Annotated in this window: 18 protein-coding genes; 8 read left to right on the top strand and 10 right to left on the bottom strand. The window is 70.2% G+C overall.

What is annotated here, in order from left to right:
• Positions 1 to 98: 98 nt before the first annotated feature.
• A complete protein-coding gene (locus GTZ93_RS12345) occupies positions 99 to 1316 on the top strand; it encodes an AI-2E family transporter (protein ID WP_139915245.1) in 1218 nt (405 codons plus the stop codon).
• Between the two features lie 120 nt (positions 1317 to 1436).
• Positions 1437 to 4004: an ATP-binding protein gene (locus GTZ93_RS12350; RefSeq protein ID WP_139915246.1), complete on the top strand. Its 2568-nt coding sequence runs from the start codon at positions 1437 to 1439 to the stop codon at positions 4002 to 4004.
• Between the two features lie 22 nt (positions 4005 to 4026).
• Here GTZ93_RS12350 and GTZ93_RS12355 read toward each other — a convergent pair whose 3' ends face one another.
• Both GTZ93_RS12355 and rho read right to left on the bottom strand, forming a co-directional pair.
• The gene (locus GTZ93_RS12355; RefSeq protein WP_139915247.1) at positions 4027 to 4347 is read right to left on the bottom strand and encodes a hypothetical protein; all 321 of its coding nucleotides are present in this window, start codon (positions 4345 to 4347) and stop codon (positions 4027 to 4029) included.
• Between the two features lie 26 nt (positions 4348 to 4373).
• Complete coding sequence (gene rho / locus GTZ93_RS12360) at positions 4374 to 5987, bottom strand: transcription termination factor Rho (RefSeq protein ID WP_139915248.1); 1614 nt, start codon at positions 5985 to 5987, stop codon at positions 4374 to 4376.
• A gap of 497 nt (positions 5988 to 6484) precedes the next feature.
• On the opposite strand from rho, the gene ligA reads away from it, so the two are divergent.
• The 6 genes from ligA (at position 6485) to GTZ93_RS12390 (ending at position 14752) form a co-directional block, all read left to right on the top strand.
• A complete protein-coding gene (gene ligA / locus GTZ93_RS12365; RefSeq protein WP_139915249.1) occupies positions 6485 to 8509 on the top strand; it encodes an NAD-dependent DNA ligase LigA in 2025 nt (674 codons plus the stop codon).
• Between the two features lie 10 nt (positions 8510 to 8519).
• Complete coding sequence (locus GTZ93_RS12370) at positions 8520 to 8807, top strand: acylphosphatase (protein WP_120575454.1); 288 nt, start codon at positions 8520 to 8522, stop codon at positions 8805 to 8807.
• Entirely contained in the window at positions 8804 to 9247 is a 444-nt protein-coding gene (locus GTZ93_RS12375; RefSeq protein WP_014398919.1) for a DUF3052 family protein, read from the top strand. Before GTZ93_RS12370 ends, GTZ93_RS12375 begins: the two co-directional genes overlap by 4 nt.
• Before the next feature lie 575 nt (positions 9248 to 9822).
• Positions 9823 to 12522 (top strand): Rne/Rng family ribonuclease, encoded by a 2700-nt coding sequence (locus GTZ93_RS12380; RefSeq protein ID WP_139915250.1) that lies wholly within the window; start codon positions 9823 to 9825, stop codon positions 12520 to 12522.
• Positions 12523 to 12911: 389 nt separating this feature from the next.
• Positions 12912 to 14276, top strand: a complete 1365-nt coding sequence (locus GTZ93_RS12385; protein ID WP_167548094.1) for a YhjD/YihY/BrkB family envelope integrity protein — start codon at positions 12912 to 12914, stop codon at positions 14274 to 14276.
• A 125-nt stretch (positions 14277 to 14401) separates the two neighbouring features.
• Positions 14402 to 14752 carry an HU family DNA-binding protein gene (locus tag GTZ93_RS12390; RefSeq protein ID WP_043321998.1) on the top strand — a complete coding sequence of 117 codons (351 nt, stop codon included), beginning with the start codon at positions 14402 to 14404 and terminating at the stop codon, positions 14750 to 14752.
• Positions 14753 to 14755: 3 nt separating this feature from the next.
• Here GTZ93_RS12390 and GTZ93_RS12395 read toward each other — a convergent pair whose 3' ends face one another.
• The 8 genes from GTZ93_RS12395 to GTZ93_RS12430 all read right to left on the bottom strand — a co-directional run bounded on the left by GTZ93_RS12395 (position 14756) and on the right by GTZ93_RS12430 (position 21908).
• Entirely contained in the window at positions 14756 to 16831 is a 2076-nt protein-coding gene (locus GTZ93_RS12395; protein WP_139919701.1) for a flagellar biosynthesis protein FlhA, read from the bottom strand.
• Positions 16831 to 17877, bottom strand: coding sequence for an EscU/YscU/HrcU family type III secretion system export apparatus switch protein (locus GTZ93_RS12400; RefSeq protein ID WP_139919702.1), 1047 nt, complete (start codon positions 17875 to 17877; stop codon positions 16831 to 16833). Before GTZ93_RS12400 ends, GTZ93_RS12395 begins: the two co-directional genes overlap by 1 nt.
• A complete protein-coding gene (locus tag GTZ93_RS12405; RefSeq protein WP_139919703.1) occupies positions 17874 to 18668 on the bottom strand; it encodes an EscT/YscT/HrcT family type III secretion system export apparatus protein in 795 nt (264 codons plus the stop codon). The genes GTZ93_RS12400 and GTZ93_RS12405 overlap by 4 nt, the downstream gene beginning before the upstream one ends.
• Positions 18665 to 18934, bottom strand: coding sequence for a flagellar biosynthetic protein FliQ (locus tag GTZ93_RS12410; RefSeq protein WP_120579524.1), 270 nt, complete (start codon positions 18932 to 18934; stop codon positions 18665 to 18667). The genes GTZ93_RS12405 and GTZ93_RS12410 overlap by 4 nt, the downstream gene beginning before the upstream one ends.
• 4 nt (positions 18935 to 18938) lie before the next feature.
• Positions 18939 to 19664, bottom strand: a complete 726-nt coding sequence (sctR, locus tag GTZ93_RS12415) for a type III secretion system export apparatus subunit SctR (RefSeq protein WP_139919704.1) — start codon at positions 19662 to 19664, stop codon at positions 18939 to 18941.
• A complete protein-coding gene (locus GTZ93_RS12420) occupies positions 19661 to 20146 on the bottom strand; it encodes a flagellar biosynthetic protein FliO (protein ID WP_257979293.1) in 486 nt (161 codons plus the stop codon). Before GTZ93_RS12420 ends, sctR begins: the two co-directional genes overlap by 4 nt.
• A complete protein-coding gene (sctQ, locus tag GTZ93_RS12425) occupies positions 20143 to 21249 on the bottom strand; it encodes a type III secretion system cytoplasmic ring protein SctQ (RefSeq protein ID WP_261778308.1) in 1107 nt (368 codons plus the stop codon). Before sctQ ends, GTZ93_RS12420 begins: the two co-directional genes overlap by 4 nt.
• 179 nt (positions 21250 to 21428) lie before the next feature.
• On the bottom strand, positions 21429 to 21908 hold the full coding sequence (locus GTZ93_RS12430) for a hypothetical protein (protein WP_139919706.1): 480 nt from the start codon (positions 21906 to 21908) through the stop codon (positions 21429 to 21431).
• Between the last annotated feature and the right edge of the window lie 5 nt (positions 21909 to 21913).

Here is a 21913-nt window from a genome sequence, read left to right on the forward strand (position 1 = left end):
GGGTTCCGGACCCTTGGGGGGCATAGGAGCCCGGGCCCGCCGGAAGCTTTCCGCCGGGAACTTGTCAGAAGGGAGGCCGCTGCCTTAAGCCCGGGTGCATGTCGCAGCCCGTGGAAGCCACCGCCCCCGACGAACGCCGCAAGCGCCTGCTCCTCCTCGCCGGGTTGTGGGTGGCCATCGCGGTGACGCTCTTCGCCCTGCGCTCGGTGGTGATGCCCTTCGCGGGCGCGGCGCTCATCGCGTACCTGGTACAGCCGCTGGTGGCGCGCATCACCCGGCTGAAGGTGGCCGGCCGCTACGTGCCGCGCTGGGTGGCCATCCTGCTCATCTACGCGGGGTTCTTCCTCGCGGTGTATCTCTTCTTCGTCGCGCTGGTGCCGCAGCTCTACCGCGAGGTGGCGCGCATCAGCCGCGAGATGGCCACCTTCGCCAGCGCGCTCACGCCGGAGCACGTGCAGGGGCTCGCGCAGCGCGCGGAGGAGTGGCTCAACACGTACGGCATCCCCGTGGCCCTGTCGGACCGGGCCATGGAGGGCGCGGCGGGGTCCTCCGGCGGCTTCAGCCTGGCGCTGGACCTGGAGCAGATGCTCACGGACACGGTGGCGCGCGTGACGTCGCTCGCGAAGGAGAACCTGGCGGACATCGTCAACGTGTCGCGCCACATCGTCACGGAGGTGCTGACCGGCGTCTTCATGCTGTTCTTCATCCTGATGGTCGCCGCGTTCTTCTCCATCGACGCGCAGGCCATCCGCCGCTACTTCGGCACGCTCGTCCCCGCGGAGTTCCTGCCGGACGCGAAGACGCTGGTGGCGCGCATCGACAAGTCGCTGTCCGGCGTGGTGCGCGGGCAGGTCACCATCTGCCTGGTGAACGGCGGCCTCACGCTGGTGGGCCTGCTCCTGTTCGGCGTGAAGTTCGCGTTCCTGCTGGCCACCATCGCCACGCTCTTCAGCCTCATCCCCATCTTCGGCACCATCATCAGCTCGGTGCCCATCGTCCTCATCGCGCTGGCGGACGGCTTCCAGAAGGGCGTCGCGCTCCTGCTGTGGATCATCGGCATCCACGCGCTGGAGGCGTACTTCCTCAACCCGAAAATCATGGGCGAGGCCGCGCGCATCCACCCCGTGGTGGTGGCCTTCTCCCTCATCGCGGGCGAGAAGCTCTTCGGCCTCTGGGGCGCGCTGTTCGCGGTGCCGGTGGCCTCCATCGCGGTGGCCTGCTTCGACTACGCGCGCCTCAAGGCGCAGCCGCCTCCGCTGGTGGCCGCGACGACCCAGCAGGCGGTCGCCTCCACGGACGCCGCCCCCGCGGCTTGAACGACGGGCGTCCCCAAGCGTCCACCGGTGGAAAACCTGGGGCTGTCTCCCACTTCCCCCCTGGTCATCCCAGGGGCGAATGACTAATTCCAGGCACGCCTCCGCCTCTGAGGACGTGTGATGCCCCCGAGCCCCTCACCGGCCCCGGACTACCGGAGCCTGTTCGAAGCCGCACCCAACCCGTACCTGGTGCTGACACCGGAGTTCGTCATCATCGCGGTGACGGACACGTACCTGCGCGCCACGCGGACGCGGCGCGAGGACATCCTGGGCCGCAACATCTTCGATGTCTTCCCGGACAACCCGCGGGACCCACGGGCCAGCGGGGTGACCAACCTGCGCGCGTCGCTGGAGCGCGCGGTGAAGACGCACACTCCGGACGCGATGGCGGTCCAGAAGTACGACATTCCCCGGCCCGAGCAGGCAGGCGGTGGGTTCGAGCTGCGCTACTGGAGCCCGCTGAACACCCCGGTGTGCGGCGAGGATGGCGCGGTGCGCTACGTCATCCACCGCGTGGAGGACGTCACCGACTTCATCCGCCTGAAGCACCTGGACGAGGAGCAGAGCCGCCAGCACGCCGAGCTCCGCGCCCGCGCGGACGAGATGGAGGGCGAAATCTTCCGGCGCGCCCAGCAGATTCAAGAGGCCAACCAGCAGCTGCGCGTGGCGAACGAGCAACTGGGCGAGCTGGACCGGCTCAAGTCGGAGTTCTTCGCCAACGTCAGCCACGAGTTCCGCACGCCGCTGACGCTGATGCTGGGCCCCACGGAGGATCTGCTCGCCGGGCGAGCGGGCCCGCTGTCGGACGAGGTCCGCAAGGAGATGGAGCGGGTGCACCGCAACGCCGGGCGCCTGCTCAAGCTGGTGAACGCGCTGCTGGACCTGTCGAAGCTGGAGGCGGGCCCCAAGGAGGAGCGCTTCGCGCCCACGGACCTGGCCGCGCTGACGAAGGACGCGGCGTCCAGCTTCCGCTCCGCCATGGAGCGCGCGGGCCTCAAGCTCACGGTGGACTGCCCTCCCCTGTCCCAGCCCGTCTACGTGGCGCCGGACCTGTGGGAGCAGATCGTCCTCAACCTGGTCTCCAACGCGTTCAAGTTCACGCTCCAGGGCGGCGTCACGCTGCGCCTGCGCGAGCACGGGCAGCGGGTGTCGCTGGAGGTGGAGGACACCGGCTCGGGCATCCCCACGCACGAACTGCCCCGCCTCTTCGAGCGCTTCCACCGCGTGACGGGCTCGCCATCGCGCACGGTGGAGGGCAGCGGCATCGGGCTCGCGTTGGTGCAGGAGTTCGCCAGGCTGCACGGCGGCACCGTGTCCGCGAGCAGCACGGAGGGCGAAGGCAGCACCTTCCGCGTGGAGCTGCCCCTGGGCCATGCGCACCTGCCGCAGGAGCGCATCCGCACCACCGCCCGGCAGCGCTCCGCGGCGCGCGAGGCCACGTCGGCCTACGTCGAGGAGGCGCTGCTGTGGGGCAGCGCGAAGCCCAAGGACCGCACGCAGTCCTCGCACCACCAGCACCCGGCGTCCGCGGACGGCCTCGCGGTGGCCCCGGCGCCCCGCGCGCGCATCCTGCTGGTGGACGACAACCGGGACATGCGCGACTACATCCAGCGCGTGCTCTCCACCGAGTACGACGTGGAGGTGGCGACGGACGGCGAGAGAGGCCTGGAGGCCGCGCTGATCCGGCCACCGGACCTGGTGCTGTCGGACGTGATGATGCCGAAGCTGGACGGCATGGGCCTGTTGAGGGCCCTGCGCGCCGCGCCCACCACCCGCGAGCTGCCCATCCTGCTGTTGTCCGCGAAGGCCGGAGAAGAGGCCACGGTGCAGGGCCTGACGTCTGGCGCGGACGACTACCTGGTGAAGCCCTTCTCCGCGGGTGAGCTGCTCGCGCGCATCGCCTCCAACCTGAAGCTCGCGAGGATGCGCGGAGAGATGGCCAACGAGCGCGTCCGCGCGGAGAACCTGACGGAAGCCCTGCGCGCCCGCGACGACTTCCTCTCCGTGGCGGCGCACGAGCTGCGCACGCCGCTGGCGGCCTTCCAGCTGCACCTGGAGCTGGTGGAGCGCGGCCTGGGCAAGGATGCTCCGCCCAAGGCGCTGGAGCGCCTGAAGCAGGCGCGGTCCTTCATCCGCCGGCTGGCGATGCTCGTGGACGTGCTGATGGACGTGTCGCTCATCACCAGCGGCCGGCTGAAAATCACCCGCACGGACGTGGACCTGGGTGACCTGCTGGTGGAGGTGACGCGCTTCGCGGAAGAAGAAGCGCGCCGTGACGGCACGCCGCTCACCGTGGACGTGAAGGGCCCGGTGATGGGCACCTTCGACCCGTCACGCATCTCGCAGGTGGTGCACAACCTGGTCGCCAACGCGCTGAAGTTCGGCCGGGGCCGTCCGGTGGACGTGACGCTGCAGCCGGATGGAGAGGTCGTGCGCCTGTCCGTGGTGGACCACGGCATCGGCATCAAGCCGGAGGACCGCGAGCGCATCTTCGACCGCTTCGAGCGCGCAGTGTCCACGCACCACTACGGCGGCCTGGGCCTGGGGCTCTGGGTGTCGCGTCAGGTGGTGGAAGCGCACCAGGGCCGCATCGACGTGGAGGACACGCCGGGCGGCGGCACCACCTTCCGCGTGACGCTGCCCTTGAGGGACCCGCCGGTGGACGTGGCCACCGGGCTGGCCAGCTGAAATCCGGACGTGCGGCCGCCCGCTACTGGCAGGCGGCGGCGCAGCGCGCGTTGCGGCACGTGGGGATGCACCGGCCGCAGTCCACGCTGTTGGGAGTACACGTCCCGTCGCACCGCACGTTCGTGCAGTCCGGTCCCACGTCGCGGTGGGTGATGGCGGTGCCCTCACCGCAGCACGCGTTCGCGACGCAGTCCGAGTCGTCGTAGCAGACCTGGCTGGAGAGCACCGGTGGGGTGTCTCCAATGGGCAGGTCCTCTACCCCCAGGTCGCAGCCCGCCAACAGCCCCAGGGTGAGGCCCGCGACAGCGCGGGCGACAAGAGGAGGGAGGCGGGCACGACGCATGGGGGGCTCCTTGGGCCGGAAGGGAACTACCGGTTCATCGAGCCCAGGAACTCCGCGTTCGCCGCCGTCGGACGCATGTGCTTGAGCACGAACTCCATCGCGTCGATGGGGGTGAAGGGGTGGAGCACCTGGCGCAACGCCGTAATGCGCACCAGGTCCGCCTGAGACAAGAGGAGCTCCTCCTTGCGGGTGCCGGATTTGTTGATGTCGAGCGTTGGGAAGATGCGCTTCTCCATCAACTTCCGGTCCAGGACGATTTCGGAGTTACCCGTGCCCTTGAACTCCTCGAAAATCACCTCGTCCATGCGGCTGCCGGTGTCGATGAGCGCCGTGCCGATGATGGTGAGGCTGCCGCCCTCTTCGATGTTGCGGGCCGCGCCGAAGAAGCGCTTGGGCTTGTGGAGCGCGTTGGCGTCCACGCCGCCGGAGAGGATCTTACCGGACGCGGGCACCACCGTGTTGTAGGCGCGCGCCAGACGGGTGATGGAGTCCAGCAGGATGCAGACGTCGTACTTCTGCTCGACCAGGCGCTTGGCCTTGTCGATGACCATCTCCGCCACCTGCACGTGGCGCGTGGCGGGCTCGTCGAAGGTGGAGGACACCACTTCGCCGCGCACGCTGCGCTCCATGTCCGTCACTTCCTCCGGGCGCTCGTCCACGAGCAGCACGATGAGGTAGACGTCCGGGTGGTTGCGGCTGATGGCGTGCGCGATGTTCTGCAGCAGCACCGTCTTGCCGGCCTTCGGAGGCGCCACGATGAGACAGCGCTGGCCCAGGCCAATGGGGCAGAACATGTCGATGATGCGCGTGGTCATCTCCGACGACTCGTGCTCCAGCTTGAGCTTGCGCGTCGGATAGAGCGGCGTGAGGTTGTCGAACAGGATGCGCTCGCGCGCCGCGTCCGACATGGGGTCCGCGAAGTTGACCTTGTCCACCTTCTGGAGCGCGAAGAAGCGCTCGCCCTCGCGGGGCTGGCGGATGGGGCCCGTCACGGTATCGCCGGGCCGCAGGTTGAAGCGGCGCACCTGCGACGGAGACACGTAAATGTCGTCCGGGGACGGCTGGTAGTCGCTGTCCGCGCTGCGCAGGAAGCCGAAGCCGTCGCTCAGGAGCTCCAGCACGCCTTCCGCGTGGACCTCGAAGCGCTTGTCGGCGATGCCGCCCAGCAGCGCGAAGATGAGGTCCTGCTTCTTCAGACCCTGGTAGCCCTCGATGCCCGTGTCGTGGGCCATCTTCGCCAGGTCGACGATCTTCATCCGCTTCAGGTCATTGAGCTTGATGACCTGCATCGGGGTGCCGTCGCGCTCGACCTCCGTGATGGCGGGGGACTCGGCGGACTCCTGCGGGGCGGCCGGAGCGGCCTCCTCGGCGGGCGTCTCCTCCTCCGTGCCGCGCAGCTCCTGGAGTTCGTCGTCGCGCACGGGACGGGAGATGGGAGTGAGCACCGGACGGGGCGCTTCCGCGGCGACCTCGGGGGCCTCGGCCTCCTCGGCGGGAGCCTCTTCACGACGAGCCGGCGCACGACGCGTCCGGGGAGCGGGCTTCTCCGCCTCCTTCGCCGCCGCGCGCTTGCGCCGGGGCTTCTCCTCGGTGAACACCGGCTGGACTACCTTCTCTCGGGGGGAACGGGCTTTGGCCATGACGGTCTGCGTACGGAAGTAGGGGGGGAAGCGCCCGAAGGCTCGGGCAGGCTGTACGCGGGACGGCGATCCGTCCGCGCGGCGCTCGGAAGCACCTTCCAGGGGGCAGCACCACCCAAGTCCTGGGAGCGGACCGGAGGGCGCGTGGGCCTGTGGTTGGGAAGAGACGGCGCCGGGGGAACCCCTGCGCCAGGAACCGCGCTGGAAACTATTGACCGACTCCAGAGCTGTCAAGGCATCCGTGCCTGGCTCTGTCCCGTTTTTCAGGGGGTTGCACTGGAGGGTGGGGGTATTGCGAACAGGGAATCCGCTATGTAGCTGAAATTCGGGCCTACTGGGGCGGCGGATGCGCTCTCTTGCCGTGAACACGCGTCCCCGGGTTCCCCTTCCCGAGTGCGTGAGGCGGCCCTGTCAGGTGGTGCCGGTAGAGTGCTCCTCCTCCAACGCGGGGCGTGCGCAACTGGCCGCGCCCCTGAATTGGGGTAAGGACACACCCCGTGGACACCTTCCCGAAAGCCGAAGCCCGCGCCCGAGCGCTCCGTCAGGAGCTGGCCCACCACAACCACCGCTACTACGTGCTGGACGCGCCGGAAATCAGCGACGCCCAATACGACACGCTGATGCGTGAACTCCAGGGGCTGGAGGAGCAGTACCCCCAGCTGATGACGCCGGACTCGCCCACCCAGCGCGTGGGCGGCGCGGCGGTGGACGACTTCGGGCAGGTGGTGCACACCACGCAGATGCTGTCGCTGGCGAACATCTTCGATGACGCCGGGCTGACGGAGTTCGACGACCGCGTCCGCAAGCTGACGGGCCTGTCGCAGGTGGGCTACGTGTGCGAGCCCAAGCTGGACGGCCTGGCCATCTCCCTGCGCTTCGAGGACGGCCGCTTCGTGCAGGGCGCCACGCGCGGCGACGGCACCACCGGCGAGGACGTCACGGGCAACCTGCGCACCATCAAGAGCCTGCCCCTGGAGCTGTTCCCCCAGGACGGCGTGAAGGTGCCCAGGCGGTTGGAGGTCCGCGGTGAGGTCTTCATCCGCAAGGAGGACTTCCGCAAGCTCAACGAGAAGCGCGAAGAGGCGGGCGAGTCGCTCTTCGCCAACCCGCGCAACGCCGCCGCGGGCAGCCTGCGCCAGCTGGACCCCAAGGAGACCGCCGCCCGGCCCCTGTCCGTCTACCTGTACGAGTGCGTGCCCGGCGACGGCGTGCCCGCCTTCAAGACGCACACGGAGAAGCTGGAGTACCTGAAGACGCTGGGCCTGCCCATCAACCGCTACCAGCACGCGGACGGGGCGGACGGCGTGCGCCAGCGCTACGACGAGTCCCTGAAGGGCCGCCACGCCCTGCCCTTCGAAGTCGACGGCATGGTGGTGAAGGTGGACGACGAGGACCTGCGCCGCCGCCTGGGCCAGGTGTCCAAGAGCCCGCGCTGGGCGGTGGCCTACAAGTTCCCGCCGGAGGAGGAGTCCACCACGGTGGACGACATCGGCATCCAGGTGGGCCGCACGGGCGCGCTCACGCCGGTGGCGCACCTGAAGCCGGTGAAGGTGGGCGGCGTGACGGTGTCGCGCGCCACGCTGCACAACGAGGACGAGCTGCGCCGCAAGAACGTGCGCAAGGGCGACACCGTCTTCGTGCGCCGCGCGGGTGACGTGATTCCGGAGATCGTCTCCGTGGTGCTGTCCAAGCGCCCGGAGGACTCCCAGCCCTTCACCTTCCCCACCCACTGCCCGGTGTGCGGCGCGGTGGCCGCCAAGGACGAGGACGGCGCCATCATCCGCTGCACGGGCGCGTCCTGCCCCGCGCAGCTGGTGGAGAAGGTGCGCCACTTCGCCAGCCGCCTCGCCCTGGACATTGAAGGCCTGGGGGACAAGCTGGCCATGCAGCTGGTGACGTCCGGGCAGGTGAAGGCGTTCGCGGACCTGTTCGCGCTCACCCGGGACTCGCTGCTCAAGCTGGAGCGCATGGGGGAGAAGAGCGCGGACAACCTGCTGGCCTCCATCGCGGGCAGCAAGGACACCACCCAGCGCCGCTTCCTGTATTCGCTGGGCATCCGCCACGTGGGCGACTCCACGGCGCGCGCCCTGGCGGAGTCCTTCCCGGAGGTGAGGTCGCTCTTCACGGCCAGCCTGGAGGACATCAGCCGGGTGAAGGACGTGGGCCCGGTGATGGCGCAGGTCATCCACACCTTCTTCCAGGAGCCCCAGAACCAGGCCGCCATCCAGGCCCTCCTGGACGCGGGAGTCCACCCGGCCCCCCCGGCGGTCGCCACGGGCGGCCCCTTCGTGGGCAAGACGGTGGTGCTCACCGGCACCATGGAGCGGCTTGCGCGCGAGCAGGCCAAGGAGGAAATCGAACGGCGCGGCGGTAAGGTCTCCGGAAGTGTCTCGCGCAAGACCGATTTCGTCGTCGCCGGCGAGGACGCGGGTACCAAGCTGAAGAAGGCTCAGGAATTGGGCGTAAGAATCCTGGATGAGCAGGCGTTCCTGAAGCTGCTAGAAGGGGATGCCAGAGCATGAGGCCAGAGGCATGAGCACGCAGCGCCGGGTGACCCTGCGCATCCAGGGCATGGTCCAGGGCGTCTCCTATCGGGAGAGCGCCCGCCAGGAGGCGCTGCGCCTCGGCCTGTCTGGCTGGGTGCGAAACCGGAGCGACAGCTCCGTGGAGGCCACGGTGGAAGGCGAACCGGGCGCGCTGGAAGACTTCATCCGCTGGTGTCACTCGGGTCCCCGCATGGCGCGCGTCACGGACGTGGCGCGCACGGACGGGCAGGCCTCTGGCGAATTCCGCACCTTCACCGTGGAGCGCACATCATGACGCCCTACGCGCTGGCTTCCCTGCCGGCCATGCTGGGCATCCGGTCCGGCACCAAGGTTTCCGTCATCAACCCCCCGCGGGGCTTCGTGCAGAAGCTCAACCCGCTGCCGGACGGGGTGGAGTTCCTCGTCACGGCCCAGACGGGGCTGGACGTCATCCTCTTCTTCACCTCCGACGCCACGGAGCTGGTACAGCGGCTGCCCGCGCTGTCGCGCGCCACCACCCTCAACGGCGGCATCTGGGTCTGCTGGCCCGCTGGCGAGGGCGTGAAGACGCGCCTGTCCGAGGACTTCGTGCGCCAGGCGGCGCTCGACATCGGCCTCGTCGACAACAAGATCTGCATCATCGACGAGACCTGGACCGGCCTGCGGCTGGTGCGGCGTCCGCGAGGGAAGCTGGACAAGCCGGAAGGGCGCAAGCAGGCCCCCGCCCAGGCCTGAACGTCCGTTTCCGAGCGCCCGTGCACCCGGCGGGCGGGCCCGCCCTCCATCTGCCCGACAGTGGATGAACGGGTGCATCGGGCCTTTACACACCTGGAGGGGCGTGGAAAACTCTCCGTGTTTCTGGGTGGTTGTGTGACGCCCCGCGTTGGCGGGACATCAGGCCCAGGCAGGAATTTCGACGGGTTGCGCTTCCGGTTTCCTCCGGATGCCCCTGCTGCTCCGGGGCCCCCAGACACCCCCCCAAGGTGGCCCACATGACGGGCACCGACCGGGTGCGGAAGAGGGGGCGGACGGCACGGGCGTGGTGGAAGCCTCGAGCGCGTGAAGAGAAGCAGCCCCGCCCGGCACGGTGCCGGTCGCAATGCGGGGCGACATGAACTCGGAGGAGCAGGCGGCGATGTCCTCGGCCCCCACCCAGGTGTTGCGTTCTCCCTCCGGGTCTACCGGAAGGCGTCCACACGCCGGGGGGCTGCTGGCCGCCTCTCCCCTCGCGGCGTGCTCGGAGGTGTGGCGTCTCGCCGCCTCCCGTCCGGTGAGGTCCCCCCTACCGCGCGCGCTACCAGGATTCATCCATGAGCAGTGTGCTCGTCATCAATGCCGCGGGTCGGGAGACCCGGGTCGCCCTCGTCGAGGGCGGCCATATCGCGGAGTTCTACCTCGAGCGTAAGAAGGACAAGGGCGTCGTCGGAAACATCTACAAGGGTCGCGTCGTCCGGGTGCTCCCGGGCATGCAGGCGGCCTTCGTGGACATCGGGTTGGAGAAGGCCGCCTTCCTGTACGTCAGCGACGTCGTCTACGACCCGGACTTCGCTCGCGCGCAGTTCGAGTTGACCGAGGGCGAGCACGAGGACGCCCCGGACGTCCCCACCGAGTCCGAGGCCGACGCCGTGGAGTTCGCGGCCGCCAACGTCCCGGACGCCACGCACGCGCTGCCCGCTGGCACGGAAGCCCCCACGGGCGCTCCGGAGCCGGTGCTGGCGCACGACGGCGCGCTGGCGCTGGACGTCCAGACCCAGGCCGCCCCCCAGGTGGAGTCCCCGGAAGCGTCGCATGACGCGACGCCCGAGGCCGTGAAGCCGGCGCTGGAGGCCGCGCCGGCCCCGGTGGAGGCCCAGGCTTCGTCCGAGCCGGCCGAGCCCGCGTCATCCGTGGCCGTCATCGTGGAGACCCCGGCCGAAGGTGCCACGCAGGAGTCCCCGGTCGAGGTGTCCACCGCCGCCGTGGCGGTGCCGCTGACGGAGAACAGCACGCCTTCGGTGGAAGCCCCCGCGGTGGTGCAGGAGACGCCCGCGGAGAGCGCCGCCGTCGCAGCCGTCGCCGAGTCCGGCGTGGCGCCCGCGACGGAAGGCAGCGCCGCCGAGCCGCCGCCGCACGCGGCCGCCCTGGGCGAGCTCATCCCCTCCCCCGCCGCCGACGCCCGTCCCGCCGAGGTCTCCGGCGAGCGCCGCACGCCGCGTGAGGCGCGCGAGGCCCGTGAGCCGCGCAACCGGGAAGGCCGCGAGAAGGACAAGGACAAGGACAAGCGCCGCCAGGAGCCGCCCCGCCGCGAGAAGCGCGACGAGGAGAAGGAGAAGCCCAAGCAGCGCAAGACGGACAAGATTGAAGACCTGCTGAAGGTGGGCCAGGAGGTGGTGGTCCAGATTTCCAAGGACCCCATCGGCACGAAGGGCGCGCGGCTCACCTCGCACATCTCCATCCCCGGCCGTCACCTGGTGTTCATGCCCACGGTGGACCACGTGGGCATCAGCCGCCGCATCTCCAACGAGAAGGAGCGCCGCCGGCTGCGTGAAATCGTGGACCGGCTGCGGCCGCCCGGCACGGGCTTCATCGTGCGCACCGTGGCGGAGAACGTTCCCCAGGAGAAGCTGGAGAGCGACATCCGGTTCCTCATCGAGGTGTGGAACCAGGTGGTGCGCCGCAACGAGAAGCGCGGCGGACCGGGCCTGCTGCACCCGGACCTGGACCTCATCCTGCGCGCCACGCGCGACCTGTTCGCCCACGACGTGGAGAAGCTGGTCGTGGACGACGCGGAGGAGTACGAGCGCATCCAGGGCTTCGTCACCGCGCAGGACCCGGCGCTGCGCGACCGCGTGGTGCTGCACGAGACCGACGAGCCCGTCTTCGACGCCTACGGCATCGAGCAGGAGCTGCAGCGCGCCACCCAGCGCAAGGTGTGGCTGAAGAGCGGCGGCTACCTGATCATCGACCAGGCAGAGGCGCTCACCGCCATCGACGTCAACTCGGGACGCTACGTCGGCAAGAAGAGCCTCGAGGAGACTATCACCAAGATCAACGTCGAGGCGGCCAAGGAGATCGTCTACCAGCTCCGGCTGCGCAACATCGGCGGCATCATCATCTGCGACTTCATCGACATGGAGAAGGCGCAGAACCGCGACAAGGTCTTCAAGTCGCTGCAGGAGGCGCTGGGCCGGGACAAGGCCAAGACGAACGTGCTGCGCATCTCCGAGCTGGGCCTGGTGGAGATGACGCGCAAGCGCGTGCGCGAGTCCATTGGCCGCGTGCTGCACGAGGACTGCCCGTACTGCGACGGCAAGGGCTTCGTGAAGACGGCCACCACGGTCGCGTACGAAATCTTCCGGGAGATCCGTCGCGAGGCGCCGGGCTACAAGGACTCCACGCTCGTCATCAACTGCAACGCGGAGGTCGCGCGGCTGCTGCAGGGCGAGGAGCGCAACGAGCTGCGGCACCTGATGGACCGCTACAACAAGTCCATCCAGGTGAAGGCGCAGCAGAACTACCACCGCGAGCAGTACGACATCTACGGCCGGTCGGCCACGGGCCCCGAGCACAAGGTGGCCTCGTCGCCGGGCTCCGGTGACGGCGAGCTGGCGATGCAGCAGCGCCGCCCGGAGAGCAACTACGGCGGTGGCCGTCAGGACCAGGGCCGCCGTGGCGGTGGCCGGGACCGCGACCGTGGTGAGCGCGGCGGCGGTGAGAGCCGTGGCGGCGCAGAGAGCCGTGGCGCAGAGAGCCGTGGCGCAGAGAGCCGTGGCGGGGAACGCGGAGGCGAGCGCGGCGGCGGTGACCGTCGCGAGGGCCGCCGTCCCGAGCGCGGCGAGCGCGGCGGTGACCGCAACCGGGGTGGCGACCGTGAGCGTCGCGGCGGTGGCGAGGGCCGTGGCGGGGAGCGCGGCGAGCGGTCCGGAGGAGGCTCCGGCGGAGGCCACAACGGTGGCAATGGCGGCGGCGCGCCTCCCGCGGCGTCCGGCGGGGGCTCGTCCGAGCCGTCCAGTGGGAGCAGCGAAGGCTGAGCGCTCGAGTGACGCCGGACCCTTGAGTCCGGACCGTGAGTGACCGCGAAGGCCCGGTGGGTACATCCCGCCGGGCCTTCTGCATTGGAGCTGGAATACGGCCTCCCGCATGGTGACCGACCAGGCGGCCGAGGCCCGTGCAGGTGCTGACAACGTCCGCTCTGTTGGGGTGGGAGGGCTGGTTCAGCGGGGCGGGGTTTGGCTACGGTGGCACTTCCACGCCGGGGGTGTCGTCGAGTCCCTGGCCCATCTGAATCGCCTGGGATGAACCGCTCGCCTTCGCGCCTTCGCACGCTCCTGGACTCCCGCGCCCCGGCCGCACCGGGCTGGAAGCACACCGGGAGGGAGTCGTGAGGCTCCGGAAGCTGTCCTGGCGCGCGCGGCGCTCGCTGGTGCGTGCACGGGCCTGGGCGGTCCAGACAGCGGCCCGCGTGTGGGCGCCCATCGGGGCCACGTCAGCGGGCCGCTTCGCGGCGGACATCTTCTTCGCGGGGCGCACCGTGGCGCGCGGCTTCATGGGCGAGAACCTGCGCCTGCGCGCCGCCGCGCTCACGTACATCAGCATGTTCTCGCTGGTGCCGCTGCTGACCGTGGGCATCGTGCTGTTGCGCACGCTCCACCAGGACCAGTTCCAGCGGAAGCTGCGCTTCGTCATCTCCGAGGTGCTCGCGCCGGGGGTCAGCGAGGAGTCCGCCACCCTGCTCGACCGGTTCCTGCACCCGGGCGACTCCATCGCGGTGGGCAGCGTGGGCTTCCTCGCGGTGCTTTTGTCCGCGGGCTCGCTGCTGCGCCACATCGACGGCGCGGTGAACGAGCTGTGGGGGATCCGGCGCCAGCGCCCGTGGCTGACGCGCCTGTCCATCTACGCGGGCCTGCTGCTCCTGGGCCCCATCTTCATGGCCATCTCGTTCTCCGGCACCGGCCGGGTCCGCGTGCTGCTGCAGACCTACGCCCCCTCCGCGCCGTTCTTCATCGGGGTGGGCACCATGCTCATCGCCATGGGCAGCCTGACGCTGCTGTACCTGTGGACGCCCTACGCCCACGTGCGCGTGCGCTCGGCGCTTGCGGGCGGGCTGGTTTCGGGCCTGGGCTGGATGCTGGCGAAGCAGGTGTACGCCGAGTTCGCCGCGCGCAGCTTCCTCTACAACCCCCTCTACGCGTCGCTGGGCGCCCTGCCCCTGTTCCTCGCCTGGGTGTACGTCAGCTGGCTGGTGATGCTGTTCGGCGCCCGGCTGTCCTACGCGGTGGAGCACGTCTCCTTCCGCGACTCGCTCTTCGCTTTCGGCACACACCCGCGCGCGCACGAGCTGGTGGCCGCGCGCGTCGCCCAGGACGTCACCCTGTGCTGGGTGGATGGCGCCACCCCGCCCCTGCCCCGGGAGCTGGCCACGCGGCTGCGCGTGCCGGAGTCACTGGTACACGAGGTCGTGGACCGCATGGTGGATGCCCGCCTGCTGGAGCGGGGACGGCGGGGTGGCCTGCGCCCCACGCGGGACCCCGCGGAAATCACGCTCGCCGACACCACGCTCGCAGTGCACGGAGTGATGATCACCGGCGGCCCCGATACCTGGACGAGCCCCAAGGCCCCCGGCTTCGAACAGTTCGAACCCCTGTTCCAAGCGGCCGACTGTGCCGGGGTCGACCTGCTGCGCCGCACCCGGTGGCTGGACCTGGTCACGCCGCTGCGCCCGGGGCTGGTCGCCCCGCCCGCCCCCGCGGCCCCCAAGGCAGCGGCCAGCGGCGGAAATCCGTAACGTTTTTAGAGGGTTGGAAGCCCACCCGGCTTGCAAGGAGGAGGTGTTCTGTTATGTATTCGGGTCTCGACAACGGGCCAGAGAGCCCTGTTACCAAGGGGTCACGGGGTTTGCGGGAGCGTCCGATGCTCAAGTCTGATCTGATCAACATCCTCGTTGCCAAACGAGGCGTGACCCAGAAGCAGGCGGAGGCGACCATCGAGACGATCTTCGAGTCGATGAAGGACGCCCTCTGCCGCGGGGAGAACATCGAGATCCGCGGGCTTGGCGCCTTCCACGTGAAGAACTACCAGGGCTACCAGGGCCGCAACCCGAAGACGGGCCAGGTCATCCCGGTGAAGCCCAAGCGCGGCCTGCTCTTCCGCACGGGCAAGGAACTCCGCGACCGGGTCAACCGCCCCGCGCCGCTGCAGGCCCAGTCGGACCTGCCGCCCTCCTCCGAGTTCAAGGGCAGCAGCGGCACCGGCACCCTCTAGGCCTCACCGCCCCACGGCGACCGGCGATAGCCGGCCGATGGGGCGAATCTGCAGGTCCCCGTCCAGTTCACCGTAGGTGAGCACCGCCACGTCCGGGAACGGGCCCTCGCACAGCTTGCGCAGCGGACGACGGATGTCCGGAGCCGTGAGCAGCACCGCCCGGCCCCCGTTGGCGATGACTCGCACCCCTTCCAGGATCTCCATGATGCGCTCCGGCTCCGGCGCGTGCCCCCGGGGACCGCTGGCGCGCAGCACCTCCTCCACGTCCGGGTCCACGAGGTACGCGTACAGCGGGCCCGTGGGCGCGAACTGGTGGCTCAGGTAGCGGTGCAGGGCCTGACGGCAGCGCTCTGCCAGGGCCGTGGCGTCGCCTTCCGTGGTGGGCGCCACGAGCGCCTCCAGGATGGCGCGCAGGTCGCGGATGCTCACCTGCTCCTGCACGAGCCGCCGCAGCACGTCCACCAGCAGCGGCAGCGGCACCTTCTGGAGCGCTTCCTTCACCAGCACGGGCGACTGGGCTTCCAGCCCTTCCAGCAGTCCCTGCACCTCCTGGAGTCCCAGCAGCGCGGCGGCGCGCAGGCGCAGCACGGCCCGCAGGTGGTCCGCGATGAGCTCCGAGGGCTTGCGCACCGGCACCTGGGCCAGCTCCAACCGGGAGCGGCCCCCCTCCCCCACGCGGCTGATGGGGCGCCCGCTGGAGGGCTCCACCGCCGCTTCCGCCTGGACCTCCAGGAAGGCCAGCTCGCCGGGAGGAACGAGCGCGTACAGGGCGCCGGGCTGCACCACGCCGCCACCGGCGGGCACTTCGTCCAGGAGGATGCGGTACTCGCCCGGGCCCAGGTAGGCGGCATGGGTCCGCACCCGGATGCCGGGGATGCGCACGCCCAGTTCGAAGAACAGCTCGTCACGCACGGCGTTCAGCACGGAGTGCACGAAGGCGCCTCCGTCGGCCTCCGCGAGCGGTGTCAGCTGCGCGGACAGGTCCAACGTGAGCGGCGTCACCCCGACGGGTGCCTTCGCGCTCTCCGGCGGCTTGCCCGCGGCTCCGGCGGGCACCGCGGCTTCCGAGGAGGCGCCATCCTTCGAGGGTGACTTCTCCGGCGCCTGCGCCTTGCGCCGCAGCGCATACCCGAGCCCGCCGAGGCCTGCCGCCAGCGCGAGGAAGGTCAGGTGCGGCATGCCCGGCATCAAGGCCAGCGCGACACACAGGCCCGCGACGGTGAGCAAGGTGCGGAAGTCGCCGAAGAACTGGGAGCCGATCTCCGCCCCGAGCGAGTCCTCTTCCTTCTCCGACGCCACCCGTGTGACGACGAGGCCCGCGGCCACCGCGATGCACAGCGAGGGCACCTGGGACACGAGCCCGTCGCCGATGGCGATGAGGGCGAAGGTGGCGGCGGCCTCGGAGAAGGACTGGCCGTTCTGCAACACGCCGATGAGGGTGCCGCCCAGCAGGTTCACCGCGACGATGACCAGCCCCGCGATGACGTCCCCCTTCACGAACTTCATCGCGCCGTCCATGGCGCCGAACATCTGGGACTCGCGCTCCAGATCGCGCCGCCTGCGCCGGGCCTGGGTCTGGTCGATGGCACCCGCGCGCAGGTCCGCGTCGATGGACATCTGCTTGCCGGGCATGGCGTCCAGCGTGAATCGGGCGGACACCTCCGCGACCCGCTCCGCGCCCTTGGTCACCACCAGCAACTGCACCAACGTGAGGATGGCGAACACCACCGCGCCCACCACGTAGTCGCCTCGCACCACGAACTCGCCAAAGGCCTGGATGACCTCGCCCGCGTGGCCCTCGGAGAGCGCCAGCCGAGTGGACGACACGTTGAGCGACAACCTGAACAGCGTGGTGAAGAGCAGCAACGTGGGGAACGACGTCACCCGCAGCGCGTCCTTCGCGTTCAGCGCGGCGACCAGCAGTGCCACCGCCGCGGCCAGATTCACCGCGAGCCCCATGTCGAGGAGCCACGCCGGCAGCGGGATGATGAGCGCCCCCAGCACCGCCGCCATCGCCACCGCGAGCACGACTTCCGAGGACTGACGGGCCTTCAGCAAGACCTTCAGGAATGGGGGCATCACGTCTGTCTCCTTGGACGGTCGTCCGGCTCGCGAAGCTCCATCGCGGTCCGCAACACGACGGCCGCCGCCTGGTACAGCTCTTCGGGGATGGACTCCCCTACGTCGAAGTGGATGAGGCTGCGGGCCAGCGGCACGTCCCGAAGTACGGGGATGCCCTGCCGGCGCGCCTCCTCCTTGAGCGCGAGCGCGTCCTGTTCGCGGCCCTTGGCCACGAGGTAGGGCGCGTCGCATTCGCCCGCGTCGTAACGGAGCGCGACCGCGATGTGCGTGGGGTTGACGATCACGGCGGTGGCCTTCTGCACTCCACGTGCCGGACCGCCCTGCGCCAGTTGGCGGTGCAGGGCGCGCCGCTGGCCCTTGTGGCGCGGGTCGCCCTCGCTCTCCTTGTGCTCCCGTTTGACCTCTTCGCGGGTCATCATCAGCTCGCGCCGGTGACTGCGACGGGCGAGCGCGTAGTCCACGACACCGCACCCCAGCACCACCCACGCCAGCCGCGTCACCAGCGCAGCCAGCCGGCCGAGCAGGAACTCCATTCCCCGGGTTCCTTCGAGCCACGCGGTCCGCAAGGCATCGGGGCCGACCGCCTCCACCTCGTTCCAGACGATGAGGCCCAGCAGTGCGGCCACAATCAGCGCCTTGCCCAGCTCGACCCATGGCCGGACGCTGAAGAGGCGCTTGAGGCCCGCGGCGGGGTTGATGCGCTCGAGCTTCGGCGCGGCATGGCGAGCGTCCAGTTCGAAGCCTACGGTGGCCACGGAGACCGCCAGTGAGGCCGCAAGCGCTCCGCCCAAGGCAGGGCCACACAGCCGGGCGGCGACCCAGGCCCCCTCCTCCCATGCGCCAGCGGCGGTCTGTTCCAGCATCAACCGCGCGGTCCAGTCCCTCAGCCGAGCAAAGCCATCTGGCGCGAACGCGATGAAGCCCAGCAGCCCGCCCAGCGTTGTCGCGCTGGAGGTCAACATCCGGCTGCGCGGAAGCTGGCCCTTGCGCCGGGCCTCCCGCATCCGTTTCGCGGTGGGCTGCTCCGTCTTCTCGCCGCTCATCGGGAGACCTCGCCCAGCAGTGCCAGCGCGCCCTCCGTCGACGCCACTCCCGCGAGTAGCCGCTCACACAGCAGGCCCACGCCCAACCACAGCAGTGCGCCCCCTCCGAGGATGCGCAGCGGAGCCCCCAGCTCCTGGAGGTTCACCTGGGCCGCCGCCCTCGACGCCATGCCCAGGAAGCAGTCCACCGCGAGCGATGCAGCCGCCACCGGGGCGCCCACCGCGAGTCCCGTGGCCATGGCGCCTCCCACCATCACAACCACGTGCAGGGCCGAGGCCTCCGTGGGCACGAAGGCCCCCAGTTGGACCACGCCGAAGCCGCGCAGCAGGGCGGAGAGCACCACGGGGAACAGTGCGCCCGACACCACTCTCGCCACCAGCAGGTGGTACAGCGCGTCGCCCGTGGCCGACTCACGGCTCCCGGCCTGCGGCAGGCTCGCCTCCGCGGAGGTTCCCCGGAACAGGTCGATGAACCGGCCACCCATCCTCGCCGCATCGAAGGGCAGCGCGGCCACGAGCCCCACGGAGACACCGTAGGCCAGCTCTCGCACCACGAGCGCCGCCATCACCACCGGCGTCTCCACCGTGCCGCTGAACTCAACGCCCGCCTCGACGTGCAGGAAGAGCGAGAGCGCGAGCACCAATCCCAGTCGGACCGTCGTCGGCGCGGCCTGGCCTCCCAGCAATGGGCAGAGGAACGCGATGGGCACGAGCCTCGCCGCGCACAGCGCCACCGCGACCACGTGCGGTCCCAGGGCGAGGAGCTGTTCGCCCAGCGCGTCCGGATTCACAGCGCCACCTCCGCGATGAGCATGAGGAGGTGCTGGGTGAAGCGCGTGAGCTGTCCGGCGATCCACGGCCCCGCGAGCACCAGGGACAACACCGCGGCGCACAGCTTGGGCACCACCGACAGCGTGCTCTCCTGCAACTGGGTCGTTGCCTGGAAGAGGCTCATCAGAAAGCCCACCAACAGGCTCGCGCCGATGGGCGGCAGCGAGGCGAGCACCATCAACAGCAGGGCCTCACGCCCCAGGGTGAGCAGGACGTCCTGGCTCATGGTGTCACCGGTAGCCGAGGATGAGGCCCCGCGCGAGCAGGGCCCAGCCATCCACGGCGACGAAGAGGAGGATCTTGAAGGGCAGGCTCACCTGGCCCGGCGACAACGTCTGCATGCCCAACGCGAGCAACACGTTGGCGATGACCATGTCGAGCACCAGGAAGGGCAGGAAGACGATGAAGCCAATCTGGAAGGCTTCCTTCAGCTCGGTGATGACGAAGGCCGGGATGACGACGAAGAGGTCCGTCTCCTGCACCTGCTCGGAGTCCTCTGGAGGACGAAGCTCGCGAGCCAGGTCCACGAAGCGGGCCCGCTCTTCCGGACCGCCATGCTTCATGAGGAAGGCTCGCAGGGGCTCCGTCACCTGCTTCGCGGCGGTGAGGATCTGCGCTCCGGAATGCACCTCGTCGTACGCCGCCTGCCCCGCGTCGTACATGCGCTCCATCACCGGCGCCATGATGTGCCCTGTCAGCACCACCGCGAGCCCCGTGAGCACCAGGGTCGGCGGTGCCTGCTGCGTGCCCATCGCCGAGCGGGCCAGGGAGAGCACCACGGCGATCTTCGAAAAGCTCGTCAGCATCAGCACCGCGAACGGCAGCAGCGACAAGAGCGCGAGCATCCCCATCATCGCCAGCGGACTGCCGGCATAGGAGGCCTGCGACAGGGACTGCTCCGCGGCGAATGCACTCGCGGGCAGGAACACACCGCATCCCAATCCGAGCGCCTTCATCCCCCGCCTCGCTTCCGGAGTGCGCCACACGCCGTCTGGGCCTGCCGCGCGCGGGGAAAGAGCACCGTCGGCGCCAGGTCGAACCGGGGCTTCACCGTCGGCCTGGGCATAGCGCCGGGCATGACCGCCATGGCCCGGGTCTCATGGATCTCCGCGAAGGTGTCGCCGTAGGCCACGAGGTAGCGCCGTCCATCCGCCTCCACGAGCGCGAGGCCACAGCGCTGGGAAAGCCCCGTCCGCGAGACGACGCGCAGGGGCTCCGGAGCGGCCGCATCGGCACTCCCAGCCATGCCTCCCTTGCGGAGCAACACCCAGCCCAGTCCGGCCAGCGCCATCGCGCCAATCAACAGACGCGAGGTGCCCACCAGCGACAGGCCCCCCAGGGGCGCGAGCGTCGCCAGCCCCACGAGCAGAGCCGACGCGAACAGCAACCTGCCGCGTGGCGAGAACGAGGACAGCAGCGTGTTCACGGGTGCGCTCACGGCAGCAACGCCAGGATGCGGGCGCCCACTTCGCCTTCGATCTCCACCAACTCCGCACGCGCGACCACGCGGTCACCCACGCGCAGCAGCACGGGGCTGCTCGCGTTCACGTGCAGGGGCAGCAACGTGCCCGGCTTCAGCGCGGCCAACTCCGCCAGGGGCAACATCAACCGCGTCAGTTCGATCTCCACATCCACAGGGAGCGGCGGCATCGCCTCGCTCCGCTTGTTCGTCGCCACCATGTCCGACTCCTGTCGGGCCGCGCGCGAGTGCACGCTCCCTGTCGAAAAACCTTCCGCGAGAAACTCGCCCCGGAGCGCGAAGCCCCGGGTGATCAGCTGTCCCTGTCCCTCCACCCGGCCGTCCCGGAGACGCACGCCATCGAAGAGCACGACGTCTCCCGCGGACAGCGCATCCACCGCCGAGGCCTGCAGTGGACTGCGCCCCATGAGGCAGCGCGCGGGGACCGATGCCGCCAGCACCTGGGGCGCCACCGCGCCTCCTGACTCCGTAGGCAGTTCCTGGAACGCGGTCTGCACGGCTCGGGAGGGCAGGAGCACCCGGCCTCCCACCGTCGCGCCCTCCACTGTCGCCGTCAGCAACACCGCCACGTAGGGCTGTCTCGGGTCGATTCGCGTCAGCACGTCACCGCGCCGCATCGACACCGCGGACAAACGAGGTCCCAGCCGTCGCACCCATTCGCCTTGCCCGCGCATCGCGGCCAGGGCGGACAGCAGCAGATACACCAGCGTGGACTCTTCCAACCGGGTCAGCTCCGCCACGGGAGCCGGCCGCGGTCCCGTCCCCGCCAGCCTCGCCAGCGCCGCGAAGACCAGCGGCACCTCCAGCTCCACGATGGCGGTGCCCCCCACCGCGGACAGCTCCACCAGCGCGAACACCATTCCCATCGCCAGCTCGCGCTCCGGATGGACCGCCGCCGGCACCAGGTGCCCCTCCACATTGACCGCCGCGCCCAGGTCCCGCGACAGCGTCAGGCCCACGTCACGCAGGAGCTCCGCGCCCCACCGTCCCACCTGGGGCCGCTGTCCCAGCACCAGGTGGGCGCGCGTCAGCCGGCGTGCCCCCGGGCGGAACGGCCGCATGGGCTTCTTCGATGCGCTGGGGGACCTGACTGGATTCGTTTGCATCCGGAACTCCGGGACGGCGATGGGACACACGTCCCCTGTGCACGGCCATGGCCAGGGGGCCGGCTCGTGGAATCAGGGTGTTGGCAGAGGGGTGGAGGTCCTTCTTCGGGATGGCCCTCCGCGCCCGAGGACGCTCAGCGCAGGGCTTCGCGGATGCGCCGCTCCGCCAGGGTGGTCAGGGCCGGAGCGGCATCCGCTCGCGGTGCGGTCCCCTCCCACTGGGGAAACCGGCTGCGGTGGTACGGCGGAAGCCCGCGCAAGGCTTCCTGGCGCAGGGCTTCGGGAGCTGTCTCCAGGAAGAGGGCCAACCGGTTCGCGCCGTCTGCTCGCTCGCCGAACTCCACCGCCACTTTCGCCTGCCGCTGGGCGGAAGGCATGGCGGCGAAGCGCTCCAGGTGGCGCAGCGCCCTGCCCGCTTCGGCATCCACCAGTCCCCCCAGCAGCTCCGCGGCACGCTCCCGCGCCAGGACGCAGACGACCAGCGCGATGCGTTCCAGGGGCAGGGACAACGCGGGCAGCGTGACCTCCGCCACCGGGGCCCGCGGTGCTTCCTTCCTCGCGGGCAGGAGCTTCCGGGCCTTTCGTAGCACCCGCCCCACGCGTGTGACGTCCATGGCGT

This window comes from Corallococcus exiguus, from assembly GCF_009909105.1.
Taxonomy (GTDB): Bacteria; Myxococcota; Myxococcia; order Myxococcales; family Myxococcaceae; genus Corallococcus; species Corallococcus exiguus.

Coding starts and splice junctions, on each gene's coding strand:
- GTZ93_RS12395 (WP_139919701.1), bottom strand. CDS start 16,831: ATGCCCCCATTCCTGAAGGTCTTGCTGAAGGCCCGTCAGTCCTCGGAA.
- GTZ93_RS12350 (WP_139915246.1), top strand. CDS start 1,437: ATGCCCCCGAGCCCCTCACCGGCCCCGGACTACCGGAGCCTGTTCGAA.
- GTZ93_RS12400 (WP_139919702.1), bottom strand. CDS start 17,877: ATGAGCGGCGAGAAGACGGAGCAGCCCACCGCGAAACGGATGCGGGAG.
- rho (WP_139915248.1), bottom strand. CDS start 5,987: ATGGCCAAAGCCCGTTCCCCCCGAGAGAAGGTAGTCCAGCCGGTGTTC.
- GTZ93_RS12410 (WP_120579524.1), bottom strand. CDS start 18,934: ATGAGCCAGGACGTCCTGCTCACCCTGGGGCGTGAGGCCCTGCTGTTG.
- GTZ93_RS12390 (WP_043321998.1), top strand. CDS start 14,402: ATGCTCAAGTCTGATCTGATCAACATCCTCGTTGCCAAACGAGGCGTG.
- GTZ93_RS12355 (WP_139915247.1), bottom strand. CDS start 4,347: ATGCGTCGTGCCCGCCTCCCTCCTCTTGTCGCCCGCGCTGTCGCGGGC.
- sctR (WP_139919704.1), bottom strand. CDS start 19,664: ATGAAGGCGCTCGGATTGGGATGCGGTGTGTTCCTGCCCGCGAGTGCA.
- GTZ93_RS12370 (WP_120575454.1), top strand. CDS start 8,520: ATGAGCACGCAGCGCCGGGTGACCCTGCGCATCCAGGGCATGGTCCAG.
- GTZ93_RS12375 (WP_014398919.1), top strand. CDS start 8,804: ATGACGCCCTACGCGCTGGCTTCCCTGCCGGCCATGCTGGGCATCCGG.
- GTZ93_RS12380 (WP_139915250.1), top strand. CDS start 9,823: ATGAGCAGTGTGCTCGTCATCAATGCCGCGGGTCGGGAGACCCGGGTC.
- sctQ (WP_261778308.1), bottom strand. CDS start 21,249: ATGCGGCCGTTCCGCCCGGGGGCACGCCGGCTGACGCGCGCCCACCTG.
- GTZ93_RS12345 (WP_139915245.1), top strand. CDS start 99: ATGTCGCAGCCCGTGGAAGCCACCGCCCCCGACGAACGCCGCAAGCGC.
- GTZ93_RS12430 (WP_139919706.1), bottom strand. CDS start 21,908: ATGGACGTCACACGCGTGGGGCGGGTGCTACGAAAGGCCCGGAAGCTC.